Source organism: Allomuricauda sp. CP2A, assembly GCF_001683915.1.
Taxonomy (GTDB): domain Bacteria; phylum Bacteroidota; class Bacteroidia; order Flavobacteriales; family Flavobacteriaceae; genus Flagellimonas.
Genome location: NZ_LXTT01000045.1, coordinates 18,242 through 43,211, shown reverse-complemented (window position 1 = coordinate 43,211; position 24,970 = coordinate 18,242). Strand labels below are relative to the sequence as shown.

Annotated in this window: 30 protein-coding genes and 1 tRNA gene; 6 read left to right on the top strand and 25 right to left on the bottom strand. The window is 42.8% G+C overall.

Annotation, left to right across the window (positions count from 1 at the left end; translation table 11 throughout):
• Nucleotides 1-2: 2 nt before the first annotated feature.
• From A7D14_RS06010 to A7D14_RS06000, 3 genes are all read right to left on the bottom strand, one after another.
• Entirely contained in the window at nt 3-317 is a 315-nt protein-coding gene (locus A7D14_RS06010) for a hypothetical protein (protein ID WP_067031414.1), read from the bottom strand.
• A gap of 75 nt (nt 318-392) precedes the next feature.
• Complete coding sequence (moaC, locus tag A7D14_RS06005; RefSeq protein ID WP_067031411.1) at nt 393-821, bottom strand: cyclic pyranopterin monophosphate synthase MoaC; 429 nt, start codon at nt 819-821, stop codon at nt 393-395.
• A gap of 3 nt (nt 822-824) precedes the next feature.
• A complete protein-coding gene (locus tag A7D14_RS06000) occupies nt 825-1,265 on the bottom strand; it encodes a molybdenum cofactor biosynthesis protein MoaE (RefSeq protein WP_176712370.1) in 441 nt (146 codons plus the stop codon).
• 294 nt (nt 1,266-1,559) lie between these two features.
• Here A7D14_RS06000 and A7D14_RS05995 point away from each other — a divergent pair, with 294 nt between their 5' ends.
• Entirely contained in the window at nt 1,560-3,752 is a 2,193-nt protein-coding gene (locus A7D14_RS05995) for a DUF5916 domain-containing protein (protein ID WP_067031409.1), read from the top strand.
• Here the strand turns inward: A7D14_RS05995 and A7D14_RS05990 are convergent.
• Genes A7D14_RS05990 through A7D14_RS05975 form a run of 4 tightly spaced genes read right to left on the bottom strand, consistent with a single transcriptional unit; the run spans nt 3,749 to nt 6,650 of the window.
• Complete coding sequence (locus A7D14_RS05990; RefSeq protein ID WP_067031406.1) at nt 3,749-4,162, bottom strand: hypothetical protein; 414 nt, start codon at nt 4,160-4,162, stop codon at nt 3,749-3,751. The genes A7D14_RS05995 and A7D14_RS05990 overlap by 4 nt on opposite strands.
• A 5-nt stretch (nt 4,163-4,167) precedes the next feature.
• Complete coding sequence (locus tag A7D14_RS20210; protein WP_067031403.1) at nt 4,168-5,040, bottom strand: hypothetical protein; 873 nt, start codon at nt 5,038-5,040, stop codon at nt 4,168-4,170.
• 20 nt (nt 5,041-5,060) lie between these two features.
• Nucleotides 5,061-5,597, bottom strand: coding sequence for a hypothetical protein (locus A7D14_RS05980; RefSeq protein WP_067031400.1), 537 nt, complete (start codon nt 5,595-5,597; stop codon nt 5,061-5,063).
• Between the two features lie 48 nt (nt 5,598-5,645).
• Entirely contained in the window at nt 5,646-6,650 is a 1,005-nt protein-coding gene (locus A7D14_RS05975) for an SMP-30/gluconolactonase/LRE family protein (protein WP_083157999.1), read from the bottom strand.
• A gap of 194 nt (nt 6,651-6,844) precedes the next feature.
• Between A7D14_RS05975 and A7D14_RS05970 the strand changes: the two genes are divergently transcribed.
• Together A7D14_RS05970 and A7D14_RS05965 are read left to right on the top strand one after the other, a co-directional pair.
• Nucleotides 6,845-7,885, top strand: a complete 1,041-nt coding sequence (locus tag A7D14_RS05970) for a sensor histidine kinase (protein ID WP_083157998.1) — start codon at nt 6,845-6,847, stop codon at nt 7,883-7,885.
• Nucleotides 7,886-7,888: 3 nt separating this feature from the next.
• Complete coding sequence (locus tag A7D14_RS05965) at nt 7,889-8,602, top strand: LytR/AlgR family response regulator transcription factor (RefSeq protein WP_067031392.1); 714 nt, start codon at nt 7,889-7,891, stop codon at nt 8,600-8,602.
• Between the two features lie 84 nt (nt 8,603-8,686).
• Here A7D14_RS05965 and A7D14_RS05960 read toward each other — a convergent pair.
• The 13 genes from A7D14_RS05960 to A7D14_RS05910 form a co-directional block, all read right to left on the bottom strand.
• Nucleotides 8,687-8,758, bottom strand: a tRNA-Arg gene (locus A7D14_RS05960).
• Nucleotides 8,759-8,860: 102 nt separating this feature from the next.
• Nucleotides 8,861-9,265 (bottom strand): response regulator, encoded by a 405-nt coding sequence (locus A7D14_RS05955; RefSeq protein WP_067031389.1) that lies wholly within the window; start codon nt 9,263-9,265, stop codon nt 8,861-8,863.
• Nucleotides 9,266-9,368: 103 nt separating this feature from the next.
• A complete protein-coding gene (locus A7D14_RS05950; RefSeq protein WP_067031386.1) occupies nt 9,369-9,782 on the bottom strand; it encodes a DUF6691 family protein in 414 nt (137 codons plus the stop codon).
• Complete coding sequence (locus tag A7D14_RS05945) at nt 9,779-10,336, bottom strand: YeeE/YedE family protein (protein WP_067031383.1); 558 nt, start codon at nt 10,334-10,336, stop codon at nt 9,779-9,781. The genes A7D14_RS05950 and A7D14_RS05945 overlap by 4 nt, the downstream gene beginning before the upstream one ends.
• Before the next feature lie 59 nt (nt 10,337-10,395).
• Nucleotides 10,396-10,599 carry a DUF2892 domain-containing protein gene (locus A7D14_RS05940; RefSeq protein ID WP_067031380.1) on the bottom strand — a complete coding sequence of 68 codons (204 nt, stop codon included), beginning with the start codon at nt 10,597-10,599 and terminating at the stop codon, nt 10,396-10,398.
• A gap of 11 nt (nt 10,600-10,610) precedes the next feature.
• Complete coding sequence (locus A7D14_RS05935) at nt 10,611-10,916, bottom strand: hypothetical protein (RefSeq protein ID WP_062787381.1); 306 nt, start codon at nt 10,914-10,916, stop codon at nt 10,611-10,613.
• A gap of 126 nt (nt 10,917-11,042) precedes the next feature.
• A complete protein-coding gene (locus tag A7D14_RS05930) occupies nt 11,043-14,237 on the bottom strand; it encodes an efflux RND transporter permease subunit (protein ID WP_067031377.1) in 3,195 nt (1,064 codons plus the stop codon).
• Nucleotides 14,238-14,253: 16 nt separating this feature from the next.
• Nucleotides 14,254-15,345: an efflux RND transporter periplasmic adaptor subunit gene (locus A7D14_RS05925; protein ID WP_067031374.1), complete on the bottom strand. Its 1,092-nt coding sequence runs from the start codon at nt 15,343-15,345 to the stop codon at nt 14,254-14,256.
• A gap of 7 nt (nt 15,346-15,352) precedes the next feature.
• Entirely contained in the window at nt 15,353-16,657 is a 1,305-nt protein-coding gene (locus tag A7D14_RS05920; protein ID WP_067031372.1) for a TolC family protein, read from the bottom strand.
• Between the two features lie 164 nt (nt 16,658-16,821).
• Nucleotides 16,822-16,956 (bottom strand): hypothetical protein, encoded by a 135-nt coding sequence (locus A7D14_RS20360; protein ID WP_255307398.1) that lies wholly within the window; start codon nt 16,954-16,956, stop codon nt 16,822-16,824.
• A 6-nt stretch (nt 16,957-16,962) separates the two neighbouring features.
• On the bottom strand, nt 16,963-18,420 hold the full coding sequence (locus tag A7D14_RS05915) for an NAD(P)/FAD-dependent oxidoreductase (RefSeq protein ID WP_067031369.1): 1,458 nt from the start codon (nt 18,418-18,420) through the stop codon (nt 16,963-16,965).
• Nucleotides 18,421-18,573: 153 nt separating this feature from the next.
• On the bottom strand, nt 18,574-18,702 hold the full coding sequence (locus tag A7D14_RS20355) for a hypothetical protein (protein WP_255307397.1): 129 nt from the start codon (nt 18,700-18,702) through the stop codon (nt 18,574-18,576).
• Nucleotides 18,703-18,884: 182 nt separating this feature from the next.
• The gene (locus A7D14_RS05910) at nt 18,885-19,091 is read right to left on the bottom strand and encodes a DUF2892 domain-containing protein (protein ID WP_067031367.1); all 207 of its coding nucleotides are present in this window, start codon (nt 19,089-19,091) and stop codon (nt 18,885-18,887) included.
• Nucleotides 19,092-19,281: 190 nt separating this feature from the next.
• Here A7D14_RS05910 and A7D14_RS05905 point away from each other — a divergent pair, with 190 nt between their 5' ends.
• The 3 genes from A7D14_RS05905 to A7D14_RS05895 are packed head-to-tail and all read left to right on the top strand — an operon-like array spanning nt 19,282 to nt 21,837.
• Nucleotides 19,282-20,502, top strand: a complete 1,221-nt coding sequence (locus A7D14_RS05905; RefSeq protein ID WP_067031364.1) for a sulfite oxidase — start codon at nt 19,282-19,284, stop codon at nt 20,500-20,502.
• A 1-nt stretch (nt 20,503) separates the two neighbouring features.
• The gene (locus tag A7D14_RS05900; RefSeq protein ID WP_067031361.1) at nt 20,504-20,956 is read left to right on the top strand and encodes a hypothetical protein; all 453 of its coding nucleotides are present in this window, start codon (nt 20,504-20,506) and stop codon (nt 20,954-20,956) included.
• Between the two features lie 5 nt (nt 20,957-20,961).
• Nucleotides 20,962-21,837, top strand: coding sequence for a sterol desaturase family protein (locus A7D14_RS05895; RefSeq protein WP_067031358.1), 876 nt, complete (start codon nt 20,962-20,964; stop codon nt 21,835-21,837).
• Nucleotides 21,838-21,847: 10 nt separating this feature from the next.
• Here the strand turns inward: A7D14_RS05895 and A7D14_RS05890 are convergent, their stop codons facing one another.
• From A7D14_RS05890 to A7D14_RS05870, 5 genes are all read right to left on the bottom strand, one after another.
• Entirely contained in the window at nt 21,848-22,441 is a 594-nt protein-coding gene (locus tag A7D14_RS05890) for a DUF3365 domain-containing protein (RefSeq protein WP_067031355.1), read from the bottom strand.
• Nucleotides 22,438-22,635, bottom strand: a complete 198-nt coding sequence (locus A7D14_RS05885) for a heavy metal transporter (RefSeq protein WP_176712369.1) — start codon at nt 22,633-22,635, stop codon at nt 22,438-22,440. The genes A7D14_RS05890 and A7D14_RS05885 overlap by 4 nt, the downstream gene beginning before the upstream one ends.
• A gap of 48 nt (nt 22,636-22,683) precedes the next feature.
• Complete coding sequence (locus tag A7D14_RS05880) at nt 22,684-23,028, bottom strand: rhodanese-like domain-containing protein (RefSeq protein WP_067031352.1); 345 nt, start codon at nt 23,026-23,028, stop codon at nt 22,684-22,686.
• A gap of 93 nt (nt 23,029-23,121) precedes the next feature.
• A complete protein-coding gene (locus A7D14_RS05875) occupies nt 23,122-23,502 on the bottom strand; it encodes a rhodanese-like domain-containing protein (RefSeq protein WP_083157997.1) in 381 nt (126 codons plus the stop codon).
• A 7-nt stretch (nt 23,503-23,509) separates the two neighbouring features.
• On the bottom strand, nt 23,510-24,919 hold the full coding sequence (locus A7D14_RS05870) for an MBL fold metallo-hydrolase (RefSeq protein WP_067031349.1): 1,410 nt from the start codon (nt 24,917-24,919) through the stop codon (nt 23,510-23,512).
• Nucleotides 24,920-24,970 lie beyond the last annotated feature (51 nt).

Sequence of the window (24,970 nt, the reverse complement as noted above, 5' to 3'; positions counted from 1 at the left end):
TTTTATTCCTCTTCCGAGTCTGAAAAGTCTTCGTCATCATCATCTGGGATTTTGCCCAGATCCTCGGTATCAAGGTCATCATCGTCATCATCATCGTCAAAGTTGGCCATGGTGTGCTCCAGTTTGGAACTGATCTTCACCAAATATTTGGTGTCGTCCGTGGAAACCTCAACAGCTTCGATCAACTCGCCTTTAAGATTCCTAAAGTTGATGACGTCATTGTCGCCATAGCCATCAGGATATTTATCCACCAACAGCTTCAGCACTTCGGGGGTCAATTTTTTATAATCGACAATTACACGTTTGAGGTTATTCATAGCAATGGGATTATCGTCAGATCTAATTTAAAATTAGAATAAAAGTATTTGCTGCAAAAAAAATATCAAAAAAAATTATGTTACATCTATATCAGATTTGCCCCCGGTTTTTTTCAGCAGTTTTATCTGGTGTATCTCCACGCCCTTATCAATGGGTTTGAGCATATCGTACATGGTGAGTGCCACCACACTGGCCCCGTGCATCGCCTCTACCTCAACCCCGGTTTTGTAAAAAGTCTTTACTGTGATAATGATTTTAATCTCCAAACCATTCATTTCGTACTCAATACCACAGTATTCCACGGGCAGTGGATGGCAATCGGGCAATAAATCTGAGGTCTTTTTTACCCCCAAAAATCCCGCTGCCTTGCTCATGGAAAGCACATCGCCTTTGGGCACGGTTCCCTTTTTTATGGCTTCGATAGTGGCCGCATCACTGACCTTGACCACGGCCTGTGCCACAGCAGTTCTATGGGTGGGCTGTTTTTGTGTAATATCTACCATAGGCTATGTGTTGACTTTCCATTGATAGGAATCATCTTCAAAAAGTTCCCTTCCGAATACGGGAACGTGCGCTTTTATTTCCTCCACAACATACTCCAAGGCTTCAAAGGCCACTCTTCTGTGGGGTGAGGATACAAATACAAAGAGGCATATTTCCCCGGTATTCACTTTTCCCAAACTGTGGTAAATGTGCATACAGGTAATCTCAAATTTCGAAAAGGTGTTCTCCCTGATCTCATGGAATTTTTGATTGGCCATACTTTCATAGGCGGTATACTCAATGGCCGAAACCGTTTTTCCATCAATTTCATCGGCCCTCACCTGGCCCAAAAAAATATCGTGGGCCCCAATTTGGGTCTTGGTTTGGTGTTTTGCAATGGAATTGGCTATAAAATCAGAAGAAATGGCCCCTTCTTTAAATACACTCTTGATCTTGGTCTCCATACAGCAAGTTTTGCACTAAGGTAAGGAAGAAACAGAAAAGTGACCCGGGAAGAATTGCCAAATCCCTTGATGGCATGGACTCCAATTCCTAAAGCACCTTTTTTGGGTTTCAAGATGTAGACTTTTATGATTGATTTTCACTTGGTCTTTTTACACATGTAGAAAATGATATGTGATTAGTTTTGAACAAATTGAGAACAACATTCACATAAAAAACCAACGGGTTCGTGTAAAATCCAAATTTCTGTCACTAAATGTTTTCATCTTGAAGGTCCGATCATAAAAAGAACTTTCATGGCCTTTAAGGTGATACTCATTTTCTTGCTTGTTACGTCTTTGAACCTTCAAGCACAAAGACAACTTAACGTAAAAAGAATTGATGCCAAAATCACAATAGATGGCGTCCTGAATGAAAGCGGTTGGCAAAATTTGGAAAAGACCGCCCCCTTTCTCAATCAATGGCCAAAAGACACCGGTGAGGCTGAATCCCAAACGGAAGTACGGATAGCCTATGATGATGCCTTTTTATATGTTGGGATCACCTGTTTTGAGAAGAACAATGATCATATAATCCGAACGCTAAAAAGAGATCAGGATGACGAACATTTCGGCAGTGATGGCATTGCCATTGTTTTAGATCCGTTCAACCAGAAAACCAATGGCTTTTTCTTTGGTGTAAATGCTGGCGGAGCACAATTTGAAGGTTTGATAAGTGTAGAGGGCAACGAATCTTTTATCAATGAAAATTGGGACAACAAATGGTTCTCTGAGATTTCATTGGGGGATAATGTCTGGTATGTTGAAATGGCCATCCCGTTCAGAACACTGAGATATGATACGACCAACACTGTTTGGGGGTTGAACTTTGTTAGAAATGACATGAAGAACAACTATTTCTCCTCATGGAACAGAGTACCGCTGAACCTAAATACGATCAATCTTGGGCATACTGGTGAACTTGTATGGGATGCAAATCCCCCAAAGACCAAAAAGGGCAACATAAACCTTCTGCCCTATTTGGCCGGAGGCATTGCCAAGGACCATGAATTGGAAAGTGAGGTGGATTATAGTTTTGAAGCTGGGATAGACGCCAAGCTTGCCATTACTTCATCGTTGAACTTGGATTTGACCCTTAATCCTGATTTTTCCAACGTGGATGTAGATCAACAGATTACCAACCTGACCCGTTTTGCGCTTTTTTTCCCTGAAAGAAGGGGATTTTTTCTAGAGAACAGTGATCTGTTCACCTCTTTTGGAAAGGAAGATATCAATCCTTTCTTTTCAAGAAGGATCGGACTTGCCAATGGGCAGCCCATTCCCATTCAATATGGGGCAAGGATATCTGGAAATCTATCAGAGAAACTGAGGGTGGGTGTAATGGATGTCCAAACCGGGAAAACAGATGAGGTAAATGCCCAGAACTATTTTGTTTCTTCACTCTCACAACGCATTGGCAAAAGATCAACTTTGGATGCGTTGATTGTTAATCGGCAGCGTACAACCCAAACTTCTGATTCTACCCAAGCCGCTTATAATAGGGTTGTGGCAATGGAGTATAATTTTTTGGATCAAACGGGCAAATGGAGCGCAAATATGGGAATCCATAAATCCATTAATCCGGGTGAATTCGATGAAGAACAGTACTATACCGCAACCGTGAGGTTCAACAATAAAAATATATTGACCCGATTATCGGGGGACAAGGTCGGTGAAAATTATATCACAGATGTGGGTTTTGTGCCAAGGTTGAACAACTTTGATGCCCAGAATGAAATTTTTGTGAAGTTGGGTTACTATCAACTGTCCCACCTCTTTGTCTATAATTTTCTTCCCGCCCAAACGACTTCAAAATACAATCTCCATGGGCCCCGTATCTCCTCACGGGCCTTTTTGAATACGGATGGATCACTGAACTCATCATTTGCGGGCTTCTATTATTTTTTTGATTTTAAGAATCAAAATGCCTTGGAATTGAGCTATGTGAACGAAAAAAATGATTTGCCTTTTGACTCGTTCATTGTGGGCAGTGTTCCTTTTCCGAAGGGTTACTATTCATACGATCGAGTCGGTTTTTGGTGTCGCCTTGATCCAAGAAAGCAATTCTCTGGAAGCTTGGGTGCAGAGTACGGGAGTTTTTATAGTGGCAACAGATTCTATTTTGAGGCTGAGACCAACATTCGGTTTCAACCTTGGGGTAATTTTAATCTGCGCTATAACTTTAATGATGTTCAATTACCGTCAAATCTGGATAGTGAACAACTGCACCTTTTCGGATTGACATCGGAAATATCCTTTTCCAATACCATGTTTTGGACGACATTTCTTCAGTATAACACCCAAATTGACAACCTTAATATCAATAGTCGGTTTCAGTGGCGCTTTTTGCCCATGTCCGACCTTTTTGTTGTTTATACCGAGAATTATTTTCCGGAAAGCTTGGCCATCAAAAACCGTGGCATATTGTTGAAATTGACCTATTGGTTCTAATGGGATGATTCTTTGGTGGATGCGGCGCCTGTTTTTTTGGACAGAAATTTGGGATAATGAAAGCCAAGCCATACTCCAACAATCAAGGACCCTCCGGCAATACAATCAAACCAAACCGGGTCCCCTGTTTTGCCGTTTAAAATCAGATAGGTCATCTCCAAGGAAATAAGGATGGAAATGCCCAATGGCACGGCATTGATCTTATTGCGGATAATCAACCGCGCAACAACCCCTGCAAGAATGGCCGCTATAAAAGTGGCCAGCCCGCCAAATACAATTTCACTTAGGGTGGAAGAATTGTAACTGATCCCATCAAAAAGTACTTCCTGCGCAATTGTTGTGAATATGATAAGGGCTATTTCACCCCCAACAATTGCCAAGACAATTCGGAAAAAAGTTTTTAGGTTCATATCGTTTATATTTTTAATGCAGTAACCTGTGTTTCAGGGGTATTGACCGTCAAAGAATTTACGCTATTATTTTGAACTTCAAAAGAAACCATAACTGAGGGCGCACCGTTATACGTGAATTTGTTGTCTGCCAATTTATATAGGGCCCCACCAAAACCGCCAATAGGTGCCAAGGACAAGAGCTTTCGCATGTTTATTTGAACGGTAAACCCTTCATCCGCTCCTTCACCATATTTATAAACCCCCAAATACTTTGTTTGCTCCTCCGGGAGCACCTCCAAATATTTTTCTCCTGCCGCATCGCCCAACGATTCTAAAAAATCGATGGTTTCTTTTAGGTTATCGATTTCCTTTTGGGTCATGGTATCTTTCATTCTTTCCCCATAGTAGGCATGATCCAGTAAAGGTATGCCATGTGGCCCCATGGTTCTTTGGATGCCGGGCGAGAACGCTACCATTGACTTTACCACATCGTGGGCACCCATCATGGCAAAGGTAAAAATAGAAGGTCTGGCTCCTTTGCTGGTCAAGTATTGAACAATGTCCCTCCGCCCTACATGGGAAGCAGCTCCAATGGCCGATTCGAAATCACCAAAGCGCCATTCCCAAACCGACCTTGCCAATTCCGGTCTTTTATCCACCAATTCTTTTACGCGTTCCAGATCAGAATGTGATTTTCCCACCACTTCCATTACGACTTCCGGATCTATATTGGGAAAATGTTTGGGTATATTGTCAGTTGGAGTGTCCAAATACAATCCGGCATGGGTTCCCTCACTGGCCAAGGTCAACTGGGGCAATGACAAACCCAATAATCCCAATGTGGAAGTCTTTAAAATGTTTCTTCTACTTTTTAATATCCTATCTGAAGTTTTCATGACTGTGTTTTTTCTATTGTTCAGTGTTTAAATGTCCAAATAACATCTGGTTGGTCGATCCATTTTTGCGTTTGATTGTCGAATATTTTGCTTTGGGTAAGCATGGTGGAATCATTGATAAAAACATGGGTGTCTTTATGATTTTGAGCAAGCCCGTTTGAATACACCATTTTAAAATTTGACTCCCGGGTCATGGGGTCGGGAAAAATGGACGTTCCCTTGGCGTTGCCATGTTGCCCTTGCTGTATAAAAATGATGGAGTCCTTCGCCACATCAATATATTCTTCAACACGCCAAAATGGAATGGTGTCCCCCGTTTTTGTTCGACCCATAATTTTTCCCGTTAAAGTGTCTTCCTCCCGCCGTTCAAACTTCATAATGAACGAATGAAATGCCATTGTTGTGTCACTGGGATTATGTACCCAAGTACCACCATCCATTGCCAATTTTGCAAAAAAATCCCTAGCATTTTCTGTGTTCGGACGTTCCTTCGGGCCAAGGCATGAGACTGCAATCACAAGAAAAGCTGTAAAAATTATGTAACTGACTTTATCCATATTTTATGAATTGAAGTACACCGTTGGTTGAAAAAACAGCTGCTTTTTTTAATCCTCCAAACTTACTTTCAACACAACTGGCTCGTATAGTTTCTCCATGGGGAGCAGCCCATTTTCATTGAATTTCCCAAATTGGGCATTTGCGATATAGTAAAAATCATTCTTTACCAATTCACCAGTTGTTGGCGTATCCATCATAGGGTGATTTATTTCCAATGCCTCGGACGAAAAGATTTTCTCCCCGCTTTCGTCAAGAAATAACCGGATTACCGTATTGATGTCCGTTTGCACGCCTACAAGCGAATTTTTATAAAAATATAGCCCATCAATACTTTCCCTTCTCGATATTTTTAACCCCTCGGGCACTTCCAAAGCAGATATCTGACCCGAGTCCATATCTACAAGGGCAATGCCTTCCGAGTGGGCTACATATAGTTTTTCATTATTCTCTGAGAGTGCAATGCCATTTGGATATTTTATCAATTCCGATACGTAGGCTTTTTCCATTTTGTCGCTTCCATTTTTTATCCGGTACACGGCATGGTCCTGAAACATATGGGTCACATAGACATCGCCGTTTAAGGCAACAGTGATATCATTGAAAAAATGAACTTCCCCTGGTTGATCATAGATATATTTTTGAAGCAGCGTGCCAGAATCCAAATCAAACTTGAAAACCCCGGCAGGGCGTCCCTCCTCATCATCCTTTAAATCATAGCCCTCCAAATTATCCCCGCCAGAGCTGCACACCCAAAGTATCCTGCGCTCCACATCTATTTTTATTCCGATGACCATCCACAATCCGTGCGCATCAGCGGTTATAAAATCACTGGCCTTTCCATTTTTGTGCAACTTTACAATCTTACCTTTTCGGGTACTTCCCATAAAAAAATTCTCTTTCACCGGGTCGTATGCAATACTTTCCGGGATCAAATCCTTTTCAGGAACCGTAAATGCTATGAGACTGGCATTGTGCCGTTCAATATTGTTTTGTGCAAAGCCCGTGACCATGCCCAATACTAAGAGGCTACATTGTAAAATGAATCTTTTCATTTCTTAATTCTGTTAGTGTAAGTACCGTAAATCTAACGGGATAATGGAAGTGGGATTAGGGTATTACGTATGTTCAAGGGTATTTTATGCATACCCAATACTTCTTTATGTAAAGCATTTTGGATAATTTATATGGGCATTTACATAAAAGTTAAATGGAGGGACATAAAAAGGCTTAAGTTTAGCATCTTATCATGATGGGAGTGAACTGGAAATATATTGTATACCATATCCTATTTTGGGTTGTGATCATGCTCGCTTTTGCGGTTTCCGAGTGGGGATATCGACAGTCTTTGAAAGAGGCCATTATTTTTGAGTTACTTTTTTTGCCCTCTAGATTGGTTGCCGTCTACGTAAACTGGTTTATCCTGATTCCAAAAATCCTTTATCGCAATAAAATTTTGAATTATTTTGCCGTGTTGGTCTTGGTCATAGCACTTGCATCCATTGCACACCGATATTTTGTGTTGTATTGGGGATATCCAAATTATTTTCCGCAGTGGGTCGATGTTACTCAAGATAAGGTCTATGACTTGCCCAGACTGGTTCAAAATGCACTGATAATTGTGTCCCCTGTCGCTTTCACAACCGGTTTCAAGCTATTTTTTAACTGGTTCAGGCAGCGGAAAGAAACAGAAATGCTCAAAGAAGAAAAAAGACAGGCGGAACTTAAATTTTTGAAATCACAGATCAATCCCCATTTTTTGTTCAATACCTTGAACAGTGTTTACGGCTTGGCCCTTGAAAGGTCGAAAAAAACACCTGGCCTAATTCTAAAATTATCCGATATTTTGAGCTACACCCTATATGAGTCAGGCATGGGCGAGGTGGCACTTGTGAAGGAAATCCAGCTCATAAAAGACATTATTTCCTTGGAAAAAGAGCGTTTTGGAAAACGTTTGGATATTTCTTTCATAGTTGAGGGTGACCCAAAAAAAATGCAAATACCGCCCCTGCTTTTGATTCCCTTGGTTGAAAATGCCTTTAAGCACGGGATACATAATGAGGTGAAAAAAGGCTGGATAAACATAAGTCTCTCCGCCCAAGAGAATGTCCTAAGGTTTCATATTTCCAATAGTGTCCCATCTGATTCGGAGAATAAGGATAAAGATGGTTTGGGCCTGATGAACATAAAAAGGAGATTGGAATTGTTATATGAAAAAAGGCATCATCTTGAAATAGAGAAGAAAGAGGACACATTTACCGTGAGAATGGAAATTAATCTTAACCCATAGGCCATGCTTAAGTGTTTGATAATTGATGATGAGCCCATAGCGCAGAATATTATTAGAGGGTATTTGGATGATACGCCCGGTCTTGTCCTGTTCGGAGTCTGTGACAATGCCATTGAAGCTCTTGAAGTGCTCGAAAACAACGATGTGGATATCATCTTCCTGGATATTGAAATGCCCAAGCTTTCAGGTTTGAGCTTTTTAAAGACTTTGGAAAAGATACCTGAGACCATTATAACTACCGCCTACAGGGAATTTGCCGTTGAAGGTTTTGAACTAAGTGTGGCTGACTATTTATTGAAACCCTATTCATTTGAACGCTTTTTAAAAGCAATAAACAAGGTCAAAAAGAAGATTGAAGCAGAACATAGACTGGGCAAGGGGAGCGGTATGGTTGAACAGCCTTATACGTATTTCAAATCGGGCAGAAAAAATGTAAAGGTTAAATACGATGAAATTGTTATGATCGAGGGGCTGAGCAATTACGTAAAGATTCATTTGAAAGAGGATAAAATCTTGGTGGTTTACGAAAGACTTTCGCAGCTGCAAAAAATATTGCCCTACCACAAGTTCGCCCGGATCCACAAGTCGTACATCATTTCATTGGAAAAAATCAATAACTACGGTATCGATTCTGTAGAAATCGGTGGAAAAGAACTTTCAATAGGGAAAAGTTACAAGGAAAGGTTTTTGTCAAAAATCAAAAAGCTTAATCCCTGACCATTTTGAAATCTTTCCGAGGCCATTGGAATCCTTAAAAAGTTGATTTTACCGTTCAGAAGAATCGGTTGAAAGTTGAAAAAGTAGCCCCGGCAAGAATCGAACTTGCATCTAAAGTTTAGGAAACTTCTATTCTATCCATTGAACTACGGGGCCATTCCTAAAAATGGACTGCAAAAATAGGTTTTTTTAAAAACTTTATGCAACCAAGGAGATCAATTTAGGGTGATTTCCTTTTAAGCCATTGGAGAGGTGACGCTAAGCGCGTTTTTTCTCTTCTTCTTTTAGTATTTTTTCCAAATAGGAACGTGACAAGGGCTTGTCCACATAACCAGAAATCAATTCGTTCTTCTTGGCTATAGTGCGGTCTTTGGCGTTGGTAAAGGCCGAAAGTACATAAACGCTTGGTAGCTTATGCCCTTTGAATAAATTTCGAAGATTTTCAAGAAAATCCCAACCATTCATCCCGTCCATAACAAGATCTAAAAAGATAATATCTGGAAGTCTATCGTGTTCTTCAACTGAACTAAAACAGGCTTGTATCCCCTCTTCCCCACTGGAACAGGTGACAATATCAAAATTGCCATGGGTTTGCTGAATGCAGTACCGGGTCGCAAATTGCGACACCAAATCGTCGTCTATGATAAACGTGGTAAGTTTCATGTAGGAACAATTACGTAAGTTTTGGGACAGACAAAGCTATAAGCTAGACACCAACAAACCATTCATGATCGATGTTTTGCCCAAATATCCCGTCAAGTCAACCTTAATGGGGTAATTTGCTCCTTAAAACGCCATACGCAAAGGCTCCCATTAACGCTCCAACCAAAACAATGACTATGGGCCAATAGCCAGCTCCCACCAAAATATAGATAGGCCCGGGACAAGCACCGGCCAAGGCCCACCCCAATCCAAAGAGTGTTCCGCCCAAAATGTATCTGGCAATTGATTTTTCTTTGTCCAGTATAGTAATTGTTTCTCCCGAAAAGGATTTTACCTTGGATTTCTTGATCCATTGTACCAAAACGACCCCAACTGCCAAAGCAGAGCCAATGATCCCATACATGTGGAACGAATCGAACTGGAACATTTCATAAATCCTGAACCACGAAGCCGCTTCGGACTTGTAAAGCACTACTCCTAAAAATGTACCTATGATAATATATGCCAAACTCTTCATGATGCAAAAATTAAGGGGAACAACAAGTGAACCATGATCAGTCCTCCGATAAAAAATCCGATTACTGCTATAAGTGAAGGTCGTTGAAGGTTACTTAGACCAGAAATAGCGTGCCCAGAGGTACAACCTCCCGCATAACGAGTACCGAAGCCCACCAAAAAGCCAGCTACCAAAAGGATGATCCACACTTTAGGGTCGGCAAGGGATTCCATACTAAAAAGTTCCGTGGGCAAATAGGCTGTACCAGCACTATCAAACCCGAGTTCTTGCAGTTTTGAAACGGTTTTATCCGATATGTTCACAGCCGGATTTGGAGAGAGCCAATGCGCGCCCAAGAATCCCCCAAGGACAGCGCCAAGGACAACCAAAAGGTTCCATCGATTGGATTTTACATCTATTTTGAAGTAATCCGAAAACTTTCCTGCACCACCAATGGAACAAAAAGTTTCCAAGTTGGAAGACATTCCAAAACGTTTGCCCATAAGAATCAATAAAGCCATGATCAGGGCAATGAGCGGGCCTGATACATACCAAGGCCAAGGTTGATAAAGCATTTCCGTGAGATTTTGAACAAAGATCACGAAAATGCCTTAAATAACAAACTTATGGGATATCAGCAACTGTTCTTATCGGAATCTTGTACTCCGAATTTCTTCAAAATATCTTCCAGCAAACACCATTTGGTCAAGGATGACTGAAGCAGATTAGCCCCTACAAATGCAGTAAACCAAAGCCAATTTTGACTTACATAAATGGCCAAAATCAGACTTATCAATATAAACGTTCCTGCTACGCCTCTTACAATTCTATTTTTCATTTTAATGTTTTTTAAACAGTTCTTTCTATGGGTATCTCTACCGCTCTAATGGGGTTGGTGGTTTCACTTTCGGTATTGAATTGCTTTATTAATTTGAACAATTCAGTTACTTTTTCCTCTTGGGTGAAAGAGAAAAACATGTTGGATGCCGCCCCACCCTTTTCACTTGGGAACCAGCTGCTGGTGTACATCAACGGCGCTGCACTTTTGTACCCATCAATATCGGATTCACTAAAACTTTCCACGCCGGCCTTTTTAAATAGTTTAAAAACCTCGCTCTTATATTCTTCTACCGTGGTAACAATGATCATTTTCATGTGCTTATTTTTATTGCCGTGCCTACGGCAGGCAGGTTTTTTTCAATGGTCACATGGAACCTTTGACGACTAAAGGAATCATTGCACTGTGTGCCTAAAGATTATTTTAGCCATCTCGGTTTCATCTTATTTGTAATTTTTTCGTTCTATCAAGTAATACACCAATGGCACTACCAATAGCGTCAAAACAGTGGACACTATGGTTCCTCCCATCAGTGAAATGGCCAATCCCTGGAAAATGGGGTCGAACAAAATCACAAAGGCTCCAATAACAACGGTCCCCGCTGTCAATAAAATTGGTGTGGTACGTACTGCGCCCGCTTCTATCACGGCTTGTTTCAAGGGAATCCCGTCATCCAATCTCAAATTGACGAAGTCAATCAGTAACACCGAGTTCCGCACCATGATGCCCGCAAGGGCAATCATACCGATAAAGGAGGTTGCTGTAAAGAATGCACCGAGCAACCAGTGTCCGAGCACAATACCGATCAATGAAAGCGGTATGGCCACCATCATCACCATAGGTGCCTTAAAGTTTTGGAACCACCCCACGATAAGCATATAAATGATCACGATCACACCCAGAAATGCGATTCCCAAATCGCGGAACACCTCAAGGGTTATCTGCCATTCCCCATCCCATTTTACGGTGTAATCATCTTCAAACTGGGGCTGTTCCATATAGAGTTCGTTAATGGAATATCCCTGTGGAAGCTCCAATTGGTTCAACTTGTCCGTCATCCCCAAAATCGCATACACGGGACTTTCCAATTCCCCTGCCATATCAGACATCACATACACGACCCTTTTTTGGTTTTTCCTGTAGATGCTCTTCGCCTTGATTCCTTCTTTTACGGAAACCAATTCGCCGATAGAAATCATATCACCCTGTTGCGATGCTATTTTTAATTGTTTGATTTCATCCAAGGATGATTTGTCCTTTTCACTGATCGATAGAACAATTCCTATTTGATCAAAGGCATCTTCCCGATAAATGTGTGATACGGGTTGTTCACGAAAAGCCATGACCATCACCTGTACAATTTGTTGCGGAGTAATGCCATAAAGCATCGCTTTTTCTTTGTCGATCACAAAATCATACTCGACTTGATCATCCTCGACCATCCAGTCCACATCCACAACATCGGTGGTATTGTTCAAAATACCTTTTACCTTATCGGCCAATGCAATCTGTTTATCATAATCGGGTCCGTACACTTCGGCCACAATGGTGGAGAGCACAGGAGGTCCAGGCGGCACCTCAACAATTTTGATGTTCGCATCGTATTTTTTGCCCAATTCCTGAATTCTTGGTCTGAGCAATTTGGCAATATCGTGGCTCTGTTCGCTTCTATCGTGCTTATCAACAAGATTCACCTGAATATCGGCCATATTGCTACCACCTCGTAAATCGTAATGCCTTACCAAACCATTAAATGTAATTGGGGCAGATGTCCCCACATAGGTTTGATAGTTGACCACTTCGGGACGAGTGGACAGATATGCTCCAATTTCTTTGGTTACCGCTGATGTCCTTTCCAAGGTCGTTCCTTCGGGAAGGTCTATCACTACCTGGAACTCGTTCTTGTTATCAAAAGGAAGCATTTTTACGGCTACCGATTTGGTAAAGAACATTCCAATGGAGGCAAGCAGCAAGAAGAAGGTAATGCCCAAGAACATCCATCTTTTTTTCCTACTCTCGATCAAAGGGCTTTCAAAGCGCGAATAGGCTTTGTAAATGAAGGTGTCCTGTATTTCAACAGGGGCTTTTTCCTTTTTCTTCTTTTTGTCTTTTTCTCTTAAGAAGATGTAGCCCAAATACGGGGTTATCGTCAACGCCACGAACAATGATAGCAACATCGCAATGGAAGCTCCAATGGGCATGGGTGACATATAAGGCCCCATCAACCCAGATACAAAGGCCATGGGCAACACGGATGCAATTACCGTAAACGTGGCCAAAATGGTCGGGTTCCCTACCTCATTGATGGCATAGATCGCAGCATCCTTGAACGGCAACCGTTTCATTTTAAAGTGACGGTGCATGTTCTCCGCAATAATAATGGAGTCGTCCACCACAATACCTGTTACAAACACCAAGGCAAACAAAGTAATTCGGTTTAGGGTGTAATCCAGCATGTAATAGCTGAGCAAAGTCAATGCGAAGGTAATGGGCACCGATAGGAACACCACAAGTCCACCTCGCCATCCCATGGCCAACATGACCACAAAGGTCACGGCAATGATGGCACCGATCAAGTGCATCAACAATTCCGATACTTTTTGCGATGCAGTCTGTCCATAGTTTCGGGTCACCTCAACCTTTACCTCATCTGGAATCAGGGTTGTTTTTAAATGATCCACTTTCTCCAACACCACATCGGCAATCTTCATCGCATCTGCACCTTTGCGCTTGGCAATGGAAATGGTGACCGCAGGATATTCTGATTTATAGGTCTCTGCCTTTTCACTTGCAGCCCCAAATCCAAGGGAAACATAGTTTTTAGGCAGTTCTGGGCCATCCAATACCTTTGATATCTGCTTTAGATAGATGGGTTGACCTTGTTTGGTGCCTACAATCAGGTTTTCAAGGTCTTCCTTGGTTTTTAAAAAGTTTCCTGTGCTGATGTGGAATTCCGTATCGTTGGCAAGGAAATTACCGGCATCCATTTGCTGGTTGTTGGCCTTGATCATTTGGGCCACGGCCAACATATCAATGCCAGATTCGGCCATTTTATCCTTGTCCACCACCACACGAAGCTGGGGACTGCGTCCTCCTATCTTTTTGGTGATGGAAACGCCATTTACTTTTTCAATCTCGTTGATGAGCTCTCCTGAGATCTGCCTTAGCTGAAAATCATCGTACTCCTCGCTCCAAAGTGTAAGGGCCAGCATGGGCACATCATCAATGGCACGGGTTTTTACCAAAGGCATGGTAACCCCAGCCGGCATTTGGTCCATGTGCTTGTTGATCTCGTCGTACAAGCGTACCAAAGACCTTTCGATATCTTCTCCCACGTAGAACTGTACAATGGCCATTCCCTGCTCTTGCATGGAAGTGGTGTACACGTATTCTACGCCTTTAATGTTCGATATAATTTTTTCCAGCGGTTTTGTGATCCTGGATTCCACCTCGGTGGGGCTGGCCCCGGGATACCCTACAAAAATATCTGCCATGGGCACGTCTATCTGGGGCTCCTCTTCCCTTGGTATTAGGAAGGAACTGTACACCCCAATGACCATAAACACGATCATTAAGAGCACCGTTAGCTTGGAGCTGATAAACCCTTTGGCAATTCTACCTGCAAGTCCGTCTTTCATTGTTAGCGTTTTTGGGTTATTGAATGCTTACTTTGGCTCCGTTGTACAACTTTCCTTCGGCCGAGACGATATATTGATCTCCTTTGGACAAGCCCGACAACACTTCCACTTCATCACCGTAGCTGTCGCCCAGTCGCAACCAGCGCAATAAGGCCACATTATCCTGACCCAAGGTGTATACGCCTGTCAACTGTCCTTTATGCACCAAGGCTTTGGACGGAACCGTAACAACTGTTTTTCCGTTGCTCTCATTTTCCGCCTCCAGCCTAACGGTTGCATACATACCTGACAAAATCTTGGCTTCCGTTTTGTCAATTAAAACCTTCATCAAATATTGCCCTCCCGTATTTTGGGCCGATGCACTTAACTCGGACACTTTACCTGTAAGCGCAGTATCCAAAGTTTTCACAAGTATTTGAGCATTGGTTCCCACTTTTATACCGGAAATATTATTCTCTGAAACCTTCGCAACTACTTCAAAACCTCCTCCAGCTGATTCAATGGATACCAACGGAACACCAGGGTTGGCCATGTCGCCCTTGTCAATGTAGGTATTGGTGACCACCCCGCTAAATGGAGCCCTGATGTTGGCATAAGCAAACTGGGAGTTAACCTCATTCTTCATTTGGTTTGCGGCTTCCAATCTGGCTTTGGCCATTTCGTAGTGGGCCGTCATATCGTCCAATTCCTTTTGTGAAGCACTGTTCTCGTTAAAAAGATTTTGGAACCTTTCATAATCTTTCTTGGCATTGTTGAAAGCCACCGTTGCCTCCGTAATGGATGCCTCCACCTGTGCTTTTTTGGCACGCAGGTCCACATTGTTGATGGAAATCAATAGATCTCCCTTGTTTACTTTTTGACCTATTTTCACAGGAAGGGATTCCACATGACCCATCATTCGGGTACTCAAGGTGGCACTGTTCACCGCTTGTATTTGACCACTTCCGGCCAAAATGGTGGAACTATCGCCAGTGTCCACATCGGCAACGGTTACCTTTACCGCCTCTGAGGTCGTTGCGGCTTGTTTTTTATCACTCCCACACCCTGCAAGGGTCAATCCCAATGCAAGAATTAAAGTGAAGCTTTTATATATCGTAGTGTTTTTCATGTTGCAATTATTCTTTGGTTAAAAATGTTAATAAGGATTGTGCTTGATTGTATTCAAAAATGGTTTGATAATAGACCAATTGTTTTTCGGCATAGTTGGCTTCCGCCATCAATAGATCCGTTGTTTTTTCTAAACCTTCCTTGAATCTGTTGGTACGGATCCTCAATGATTCTTCGGATTGCTCCATAGCCAATTTTGAGGTCTGGAGCCTGCTCGCGGCATCCTCGACCATCCGCTTGGTGCGTTGTAGCTCCATAGTACTTTTGGCGACGTACTGCTCGTATTCCTGTTTCGCTTTTTCATAATTTGTTTTGCTCTTTCCTGCTTTGGCAAAGCGTTGGGATCCTTTAAAAACATCCCAGCTCAAACTTGCCCCAATAATGTATCCTTTGGCATCGGCCTGAAAAATTTGGTCGTCGTACATTTCGTAGCTGGCAAAGGCATTCAGCCTTGGTAAAAAGGTCATGTTGTCGGCCTTCATGTTGGCCTTGTAGGCTTCGGATACCAAATCCATGGCTTTTACATCGGCCCTGTTTTCCAGTGAAACGTCCACTGATTCGCCCAAATTATCAGGCACCAATTCTTCGGAGGGTTCATAGACCACATCTCCTTGTTCGTTCATTAAAAAGGCCAAATAGTCCGATGCATTTTTCACATTGCTTTTGGCTGTCTTCAATTGATCGGAGACCTCGGTGACCCGTACCTTCACTTCCAACAAATCTGCTTTTTGAAGCAAGCCTTGGTCGAAGCTGTTCTGTGCCATGTTCAAGTTTGCATTTGCTGCATCGTAAGCTTTCTGAAATACACTTACGGCTCTATGTGCCAATTGTAATTGCCCATAGGCCTTTTGGGCTTCAAAATCCAGATAATCGCGGGTGCGCATGGCCTGAAGCTCTTTGGCCTCCATCGTGGTCTTGGCGGCTTTGCGCTGATAAAACCCATCCAAGTTGATCAAGGGTTGTTCCACCGAAACTACGGTGGCGTAGTTCTCGATCTGATCGGGATCGTTCAACAAGGCAGGGTTAAAATCTGCCTGGGTCAAAATCTCTTGGTTGAGTTTGGAACCGAAAGCCATCAAAGGATTTGTAGTCGCCATTCCTGTATGCGACACAGCAATCTGTGGCAAAAAGATGGAATTGGAGAACCTATAATCGTATTTTGCCATTTTGGCCTCCTGTTCGGACACCTTGATGCTGGCATTGGACTCTTGCACCTTTGTCAATACTTCTTCCATAGAAATCTTGACAGGGTCTTGGGCAAATAGTTGTCCCTGGATCCAAATGAGTATTGTCAATGTAATTATTCGTTTCATGTATTTAAATAATTTGAAGCAAAATTAAATTTGGCAATTCGCCTGCACAGTAACCTTGGTTACCGAGAAAAATGTCCTGTTTCCCTAAAAAAATGAACCTCAACATGCCCCTGTAACCAAAGAAATGGGTCATATTGAGGCAAGTTCAATAAGGAGAACGGGGTTTATGCGTTCCGGGTTCCCCCGTGCCCTCCAGCCACCACAATCAAAACTTTAATGCTCAAATAGATGAACTTAAAGAACTGGATGATGGGGTTCATCATCATAAATCGTTTGTATTTGGATATTCTTCGTGTCATAACTGTCTATTCTGGGATTAACCACCAAAAGGGTTTCATTTTTGCTTTGTAAAGGAATGCGTGGTGAAGGGCCAACTTCAGCCAATGTCCAGCAAGGCCAATGGTACCAAAGGTTTTACCCAATTTTCTGCCGTGCGTATCTGGATATTTCTTAAAATCGGGCACAATGGGATAGGTAGTAATGCTGATGCCGCTACCCTTCGTCATCCCGAACCCTGCCGATGCTATGCATGCAGCTCCCATATTCCCCATGGATCCTTTATGGTGCAACTCATTGTCTGAATGTTTGATCATTTCGATGATGTTGTCGGCCACCAATTTTGCGGTGATACCCGATGGCATTCCCGTTCTTGGAGGGGCGGGTGAAATATCGGTGCCGTTTTTGCTCTTTCTGGGTTTGGAAATACTGTGCGGCGGTGCAAAGGCGATTCCGGGTGCAAAAATGTTGGGATAGGAAGGGTTTTGATAGGTTTCGGGCCAATCCTGAACGCTCCACTCTTCATAAGGTTTGGGTGTGTAGTCTGCGTCCACGATCATGAATCCCCTAAAGAGTTTGTCCGTGATATCGTCCCCCGTTTTGTTGTAAGCCTTAAAACCATGACTTGAAAAGGAAGGAATCAACATGGCAAAATCAAAAGATGCCTGTTTTTGTTCCCCTTCAAGATTTTCATAATGGGCCACCCCATCTTCCACTTTATGGACGCCGGCTCCCAAAATCCATGAAATGCCACGGTCTTCGAAAACCATTTCCACCATTTCACTGGATTTCATAATATTGCTGCCATAACTCAACAACATACCGTCCATGCCAAAATCCCCGAGATGGTATTCGTTGGAAATCCAAGTGACCTCGGCCATATCTCTTACTTTGTACCGACGCAATTCTTGTTCCACGTTCAGGATGTATTCGAAAGCGGCACCCTGACAGGTTGATTTCGCATGCCCGGTCCCGATCAATATTTTGGCCCTTTTTCCCTGTTTCATTTGTTGGATAAGGTCATTCAGCGCGGTCCATGCTTCATCGGCATGGGTGTAGGTACAGACGGAATGGGCTTTGTTTTTTCCGGGCGATAGCCCTTCGGTGGCCTCGAAGTTGAGTTTTGGGCCAGTGGCATTGATCAGGTAATCGTAGGTCACCTTTTCTTGGGTTTCTTTTTCATCTCCGGCAACATATTCTGCAAGTACGTAGGGTTTTACCTCTTCTTGGTCTCCTTCGGGATGAAAACTGACGGCCTTGGCCTGTTTGTAATCGATGTGCTTTTTGGCATACAAAGGAGCCAATGGGAACAGGATGTCCTTCGGTTTCATTCTCCCGATTCCCACCCAGATATTGGAGGGGATCCATTGGTAGTTACTGTTGGGTGACACCACCACTACTTCATGCTCTTTGGAGAGCTTTCTTCTGAGATGGGATGCAGCCACATGACCAGCTATACCAGCTCCAAGGACGACTATTTTGGCCATTTTATATCATTTTACCCAAAGTTACCTTTAGGTTTTCAGATATAAAGTGACCTGGGTCACATTACAAAAAAGGGGGTGGAAGTCTAATCTAACTGTCTCATCAACAAACAAGCTTTTGTTTGTTGTGATGACAAAAACAGATTTGGAAAAATCTTATTTTTTTCCACTGTTCATCAGAGCCAAAACCGCAATGACAAGAACAATGACCACAAGAGCGAACACACCTATCATCCAGATGCCATTCTCCCATGATACCAATGGAACATTTACTAACGATTTCACAATGTATTGGTTTTAAGTTTGCGTCAAATTTAGTGGCTGTGGAATAGCCAGAATATGATAATTCTCATAAAAAAGACAACTAGCCCTCTAATTTTCACGACCCCACACTTGACTCTTCACATTTAAAAAACAAAAAAAGCCGCTCTTTGGGAGCGGCTTCAAACATCAACCAACTAAAAAACCTAATTCTTGACCTTGCATGTATTAATCCCAAATAGGGTGTACAAAGGACAAAAACTAACTAAACTTGTTATTGCGAATATGGCCGCCAATATCAATGCTATTGTGGCCAAGGTTCCAGAGATCACCCCAAAATAATACAGGGCAATCACTGCTAGAGCAATAAGCAATCGTACTACGCGGTCCATGCCGCCCATGTTTTTTTTCATAATTATACGTTTATCTTTTCTATCAATGGAACGGGTATGGTGATCAACACAATGCAGATAACACAGACCAATACCAATTTTTGTCAATTCTCTAATTTCACCCTTAAAGCTACAATAAGCCCATGAACCTTTTGGTAACTTGAGTTACATAGCTTTACTTATTTTTACGATACTTTTAATCTTGAATTTTATGGACAGAAGGCAATTTACTTATGGGGTATCCTTAGCGGCCATGGCCAGTATCTTGGGCGTGGAAATTGTTTATGGCCATCAAATGCCGAGAGGATATCAACCTTTGGGTCTACAAGATCCCGATCCCTTTAAACTATTCAACAAAGACAGGGAAATGGTTGTTCTCAACAACAAACCTTGGAATATGGAGGCCCAAGCCCATTTGCTGAACGACAAAATCACCCCAAATAAATACATGTTCATTCGCAATAATGGGAAAATCCCTGAAAATATTGATGTTTCAACATGGACATTGACTTTGGATGGCGAATCCGTCAAAAACAAAAAAACCTATTCCCTGGCCGACCTCAAAAGCAAATTCCCGCATCATACCTATCGATTGACCTTGGAATGTGGCGGAAATGGACGTAGTGAGTTCAATCCGCCTGCAAAGGGAAACCAATGGACCGTGGGTGCGGTTTCTTGCGCAGAATGGACCGGGGTGCGACTTCGTGATGTTCTTGAGGATGCAGGAATCAAATCCGATGCAGTCTATATTGGCTACCATGCCGCCGATACGCACTTAAGCGGTGACCCGAATAAGGAACCGATTTCCAGAGGAGTTCCCATGGACAAGGCCCTACAGGATGAAACCTTGCTCGCCTTTTCCATGAACGGAGAGGATATCCCATTGGCCCATGGCTATCCATTGCGATTGGTCTGTGGGGGATGGCCCGCTTCCACCTCTGGAAAATGGATCAATCAGATCAGTGTACGGAACAAGGTGCATGATGGCGAAAAAATGGGTGGCACTTCGTATCGTGTGCCCTGCGAAACGGTGGCACCGGGCAGTGAAGTTGAAGATTCCAACATGTGCATCATTGAATCCATGCCCGTGAAATCCTTGATTACCTACCCAAAAAGCGGGGCATTGGTCAAAGAGGGGCAAGTATTGCACATTAACGGACATGCCTGGGCCGGGGAACTGGAAGTTTCAAAAATGGAATATTCCATCGATTTTGGTAGTACGTGGCACAATTGCACCCTAGAAAAGCCAGCAAATCGTTTGGCTTGGCAACATTTTAAGGCAACCGTATCTTTCCCTCAAAAAGGATATTATGAGGTTTGGGCCAGGGCTACCGACTCCAATGGAAAAAGTCAACCCATGGTATTGCCCGGATGGAACCCCAAAGGCTACCTCAATAATGCCTGCCACCGGATAGCAATCAAAATAGTTTAGCATGAAGGACAAATTTCAAAAACAGGTCAGTGCGTTTTCCAAATTCCTTCTTTCCTTTTTAATCTTGATTTTGGTACTTTTTGGGGGATTGTACTATTGGGCGAACCGAAAACCAAAACCCAATATTGAGGAAGTTCCAGTGGAAGATTCCAACGAAAATTACGACAAAGTGGAAAACGGCATTCATGTCGCTACCGGATTTATTGATGATGAGGGTATGGAGGCCACCATCCAAAATTGTACCAGTTGCCATTCCGCTAAGTTGGTCACCCAGAACCGGATGAGCCGGGAAGGATGGAAAGCCACCATAACATGGATGCAGGAAACCCAAAATCTTTGGGATTTGGGTGCCAATGAAGAATTGATTTTAACCTATTTGTCCAAAAATTATGCCCCTACTGCAAAAGGTCGGCGGCAAAACTTGGAGCATGTTGAATGGTATGAACTAAAATAATCACAATGGAATATGTTGATGCATTTGTAAACGGTTTTTTGGGCATGGTGCGGTGGACATGGAAATCCATTGTGTTTGATGTGCCTTGGTACACCAATTATTTTTGGGGACTGATCGGCATTTCGCTCTTGGTTTGGAGCTTGGAAATTCTCTTTCCGTGGCGAAAGGAGCAGTCCATTTTCAGAAAGGACTTTTGGCTGGATGCCTTTTATATGTTCTTCAACTTCTTCATTTTTGCCATCATTATAAGTGGTGTTTACAAAGTGCTGGAAGTGCTTTTGGCAGATTTGGGCATCACCTCCCAAAGTTTGTCCATAGTGGATGTGACCCTCTGGCCCCAATGGGTACAACTGTTGGTTTTCTTCATTATTCTCGATTTTGTACAGTGGTTCACCCATGTACTCCTGCACAGGGTTCCTGCCTTTTGGGAGTTTCATAAAGTCCACCACAGTGTAAAGGAAATGGGGTTTGCCGCACATTTAAGGTTCCATTGGATGGAAAACATTCTATACAAACCCTTAAAGACCTTGGGCGTTATGATTTTGGGTGGATTTGAACCCGAACAAGCCTATATTGTCCATTTTGCAGCCATTGCCATTGGGCATTTTAACCATGCGAACCTAAAACTGACATGGGGCCCTTTAAAGTATGTCTTGAACAATCCGGTGATGCATCTGTACCATCATGCATACAATCTACCAGAAGGACATCGGTATGGAATGAATTATGGGATAAGTCTCAGTCTTTGGGATTATATTTTCCACACCAACTATGTTCCAGAAAGTGGCGGTAAAATTGAGCTGGGCTTTCCTGGGGATGAAAAACTTCCGAAGGGATTTTGGGGACAGTTGGTCTACGGTTTCAAAAAACCAGAAAAATAGGCCTTCAAATTTATTCAGGGTTTTCCGAAGCATCAAACACAATGCTCCAAATACCGCGAACCTCATCAATACCGTATCCTGTTGCCTGATCTTCTGGGTATAACCCGGATAAGTGCTCCACTACTTTAGGTGTGATATTTTGGTTTGGGGTCCCGTGGCAGTTCAAACATAAGGCATTTGTGACAATGGGATAGTAAAAATGCACCTGTCCATCTTTTTCCTGCACAATAGGTGCAATGGAATCTCCTAAAGCAATTTGCTTTTTAAACGTGTTGATATGTTCCATTTCCGTGGCGTTGGCCTTGTTCATGGGATTTCGGGTCTTGTCCGATACCCGCTTAATTTTTGCTTGGTAATGGGTCGCCATACTGTCGGTCAACGGATAAGCGCGCTCATTACAAAAAACAACCGCCTCTGCAACGCCTTTATCCTGAATGGTAGCTTTTAGGTTTTTGCCCAATACCTTTTGGGTTTCTTGGGCATACCTCATTCCTATTTTTGTGTAATCGGGTTTTGCGGATTGCGTAGCTTCAGATTCCTTCGGGCGCTGTTTGCAAGAAGTAAGAAATAGAATAGCTAGTAAAGAAATGGTAACGTATTTCATTGTTGCCGCATTTTTCCGTTGGTACAACTTACAAAAGATTTTGCTTTTAGAAGCATTCCGTTTTCGTCATCAACTATAGGATAACCCATTTGACACAGGGTCTGTTTAACAAAGGAAGCGCCATCGTCGCCTTGTTGTTCAAAGCTAACCGATGCGCTTTCCTTTTCCACAATCACACTTTGTATACCTTCCATTTCCAATACTTTGTTGGAAAGTGGTTTTTTTCTTTTTGATTTACAGGATCAATAGCTCCATGTTCTGTACCCGCCACGAAGGTCGTACACCTCAGCAAATCCCATTTCCACCAATTTTCTGGCTGCTTTTTGACTTCTATTTCCGGATTGGCAATAGAGATAAATGGGCTTGTCTTTCTTCATTTTTAAAAAAGCGGACTCAAAAGCAGATCCTTGGAAAAAATCAATGTTGCTTGCTCCTTTAATGTGGCCCGACACAAACTCGGCCCGGGTGCGCACATCCACCAACTGTACTTTACCATTGGAAATGGCTTTTTTATACTCCTCCCTGTCCAAGATCTTTATGGTATCTGGAAGGTTTTGTTCCTTGAACAAAAAACTTAATATCGACATTTTACTTGTAGTTTTAATGCCACTAAAGTAAACAGGATACTTTGGCTGTTCAGTAACGCGGGTTACATAAGAAAAAATACTTTGGAATGTAACCTAGTCCTTGGAGCTCCAATCCGTATAGCCCCCTGTGTAATCAAAAATCTGTGTAAATCCCTTGCTTTTTAGAAGTTCGGCAGCACGATTGCTCCTCCCTCCCATTTTGCAATACAGGTAAACAGGTTTGTTCTTATCCAATGTTTCAATTTGGTTGAGGAAACCTTCATCATTGATGTTAAAATTGACCGCATCGTCAATATGCCCCTGATTGTATTCCATGGGCGTCCTTACATCCACCAATTGCACATCTTCCCCAATCACTTTGGCCTTGACCGTTGCCTTGTCTATTTTTTTGATGAACGGTTTTTGCTGTGATTGACATGAAAATATTCCTAGAAGAGCAAAGCTCATGAGGGCCAATCGTATTATTTTTTGCATGATTTGATTATTTCAAGGTTGTTGGACACACATAATCGGTCATGGGAATGCCAGCTTCTTTCATGGCGGCAAAGCCTTCATCCACATCCACCAGATTGTGGATGCCCCTACTTTTTAAGATGGAGGCGGCGATCATACTCCTGTACCCTCCTGCACAATGAATGTAAAAGGTTTCCTTATCTGGAAATTCAGCCATATGATCATTCAGGTAATCCAATGGGGTTAAAATGGCATCCTCTGCATGTTCAGCATTGTATTCCGATTCTTTCCTGACATCAAACACAGGCACTTTTTGCTCCATGAGCTGTTTCAATTCCTTGGCATGGACACTTTTTACGGTATCCACTTCCTTGCCCGCTTTTTTCCATGCTTCGATTCCACCTTCCAAATAGCCCAGGGTGGCGTCAAAACCAACCCTGGAAAGACGGGTTACGGTTTCTTCTTCCTTTCCCACAGGGGTAACCAAAAGAATGGGCTGTTTTACATCAGCGATCAAGGCACCTACCCATGGGGCAAAACTTCCATCCAATCCTATAAAAATAGATCTAGGGATATGGCCCTTGGCAAAATCATCTTGATGGCGCACATCCAACACCACGGCTCCCGTTTCATTGGCGGCCACTTCAAAGGCTTCAGGGCCCAAGGCTTGGGTTCCCCGTTCCAATATCTCATCGATATCTTCATAGCCTTCCTTGTTCATCTTAACATTTAAGGGGAAATATTGTGGAGGTGGAAGGAGTCCTTCTGTCACTTCTTTGATGAATTCTTCCCGGGTCATGTCTGCCCGTAGGGCGTAGTTCATCTTTTTCTGGTTGCCCAAGGTGTCCACGGTTTCCTTCATCATGTTTTTTCCGCATGCCGATCCTGCTCCGTGTGCCGGATAAACGATTACGTCATCCGCCAAGGGCATAATTTTGTTCCGAAGGCTGTCAAATAATGTCCCTGCCAATTCCTCTTGGGTCATGTGGGCAGCCTTTTGGGCGAGATCTGGTCTCCCAACGTCTCCCAGAAACAAGGTGTCCCCGCTAAAAATGGCATGGTCCTTACCGTTTTCGTCCTTTAAGAGGTAGGTGGAACTTTCCATGGTGTGCCCGGGGGTGTGCAATACTTTTATGGTGACTTTTCCCAACTTGAACTCTTGCCCATCCTTTGCGATAATGGCTTCAAAAGAGGGTTGGGCGGTAGGGCCATAAACAATGGGAGCGCCCGTTTCCTTGGACAAGGTCAAATGCCCGCTCACAAAGTCTGCATGAAAATGGGTTTCAAAAATATATTTGATGGTAGCCCCATTTTTTTCAGCTCTTTTTATGTAGGGTTTTACTTCCCGCAATGGATCAATGATGGCTGCTTCGCCTTCACTTTCTATGTAATAGGCCCCTTGGGCCAAGCATCCTGTGTATATCTGTTCAATCTTCATGTGATAATGGTTTTTATCAAAAATAATCTTGCGTGCCTTAAACTTCAGTGA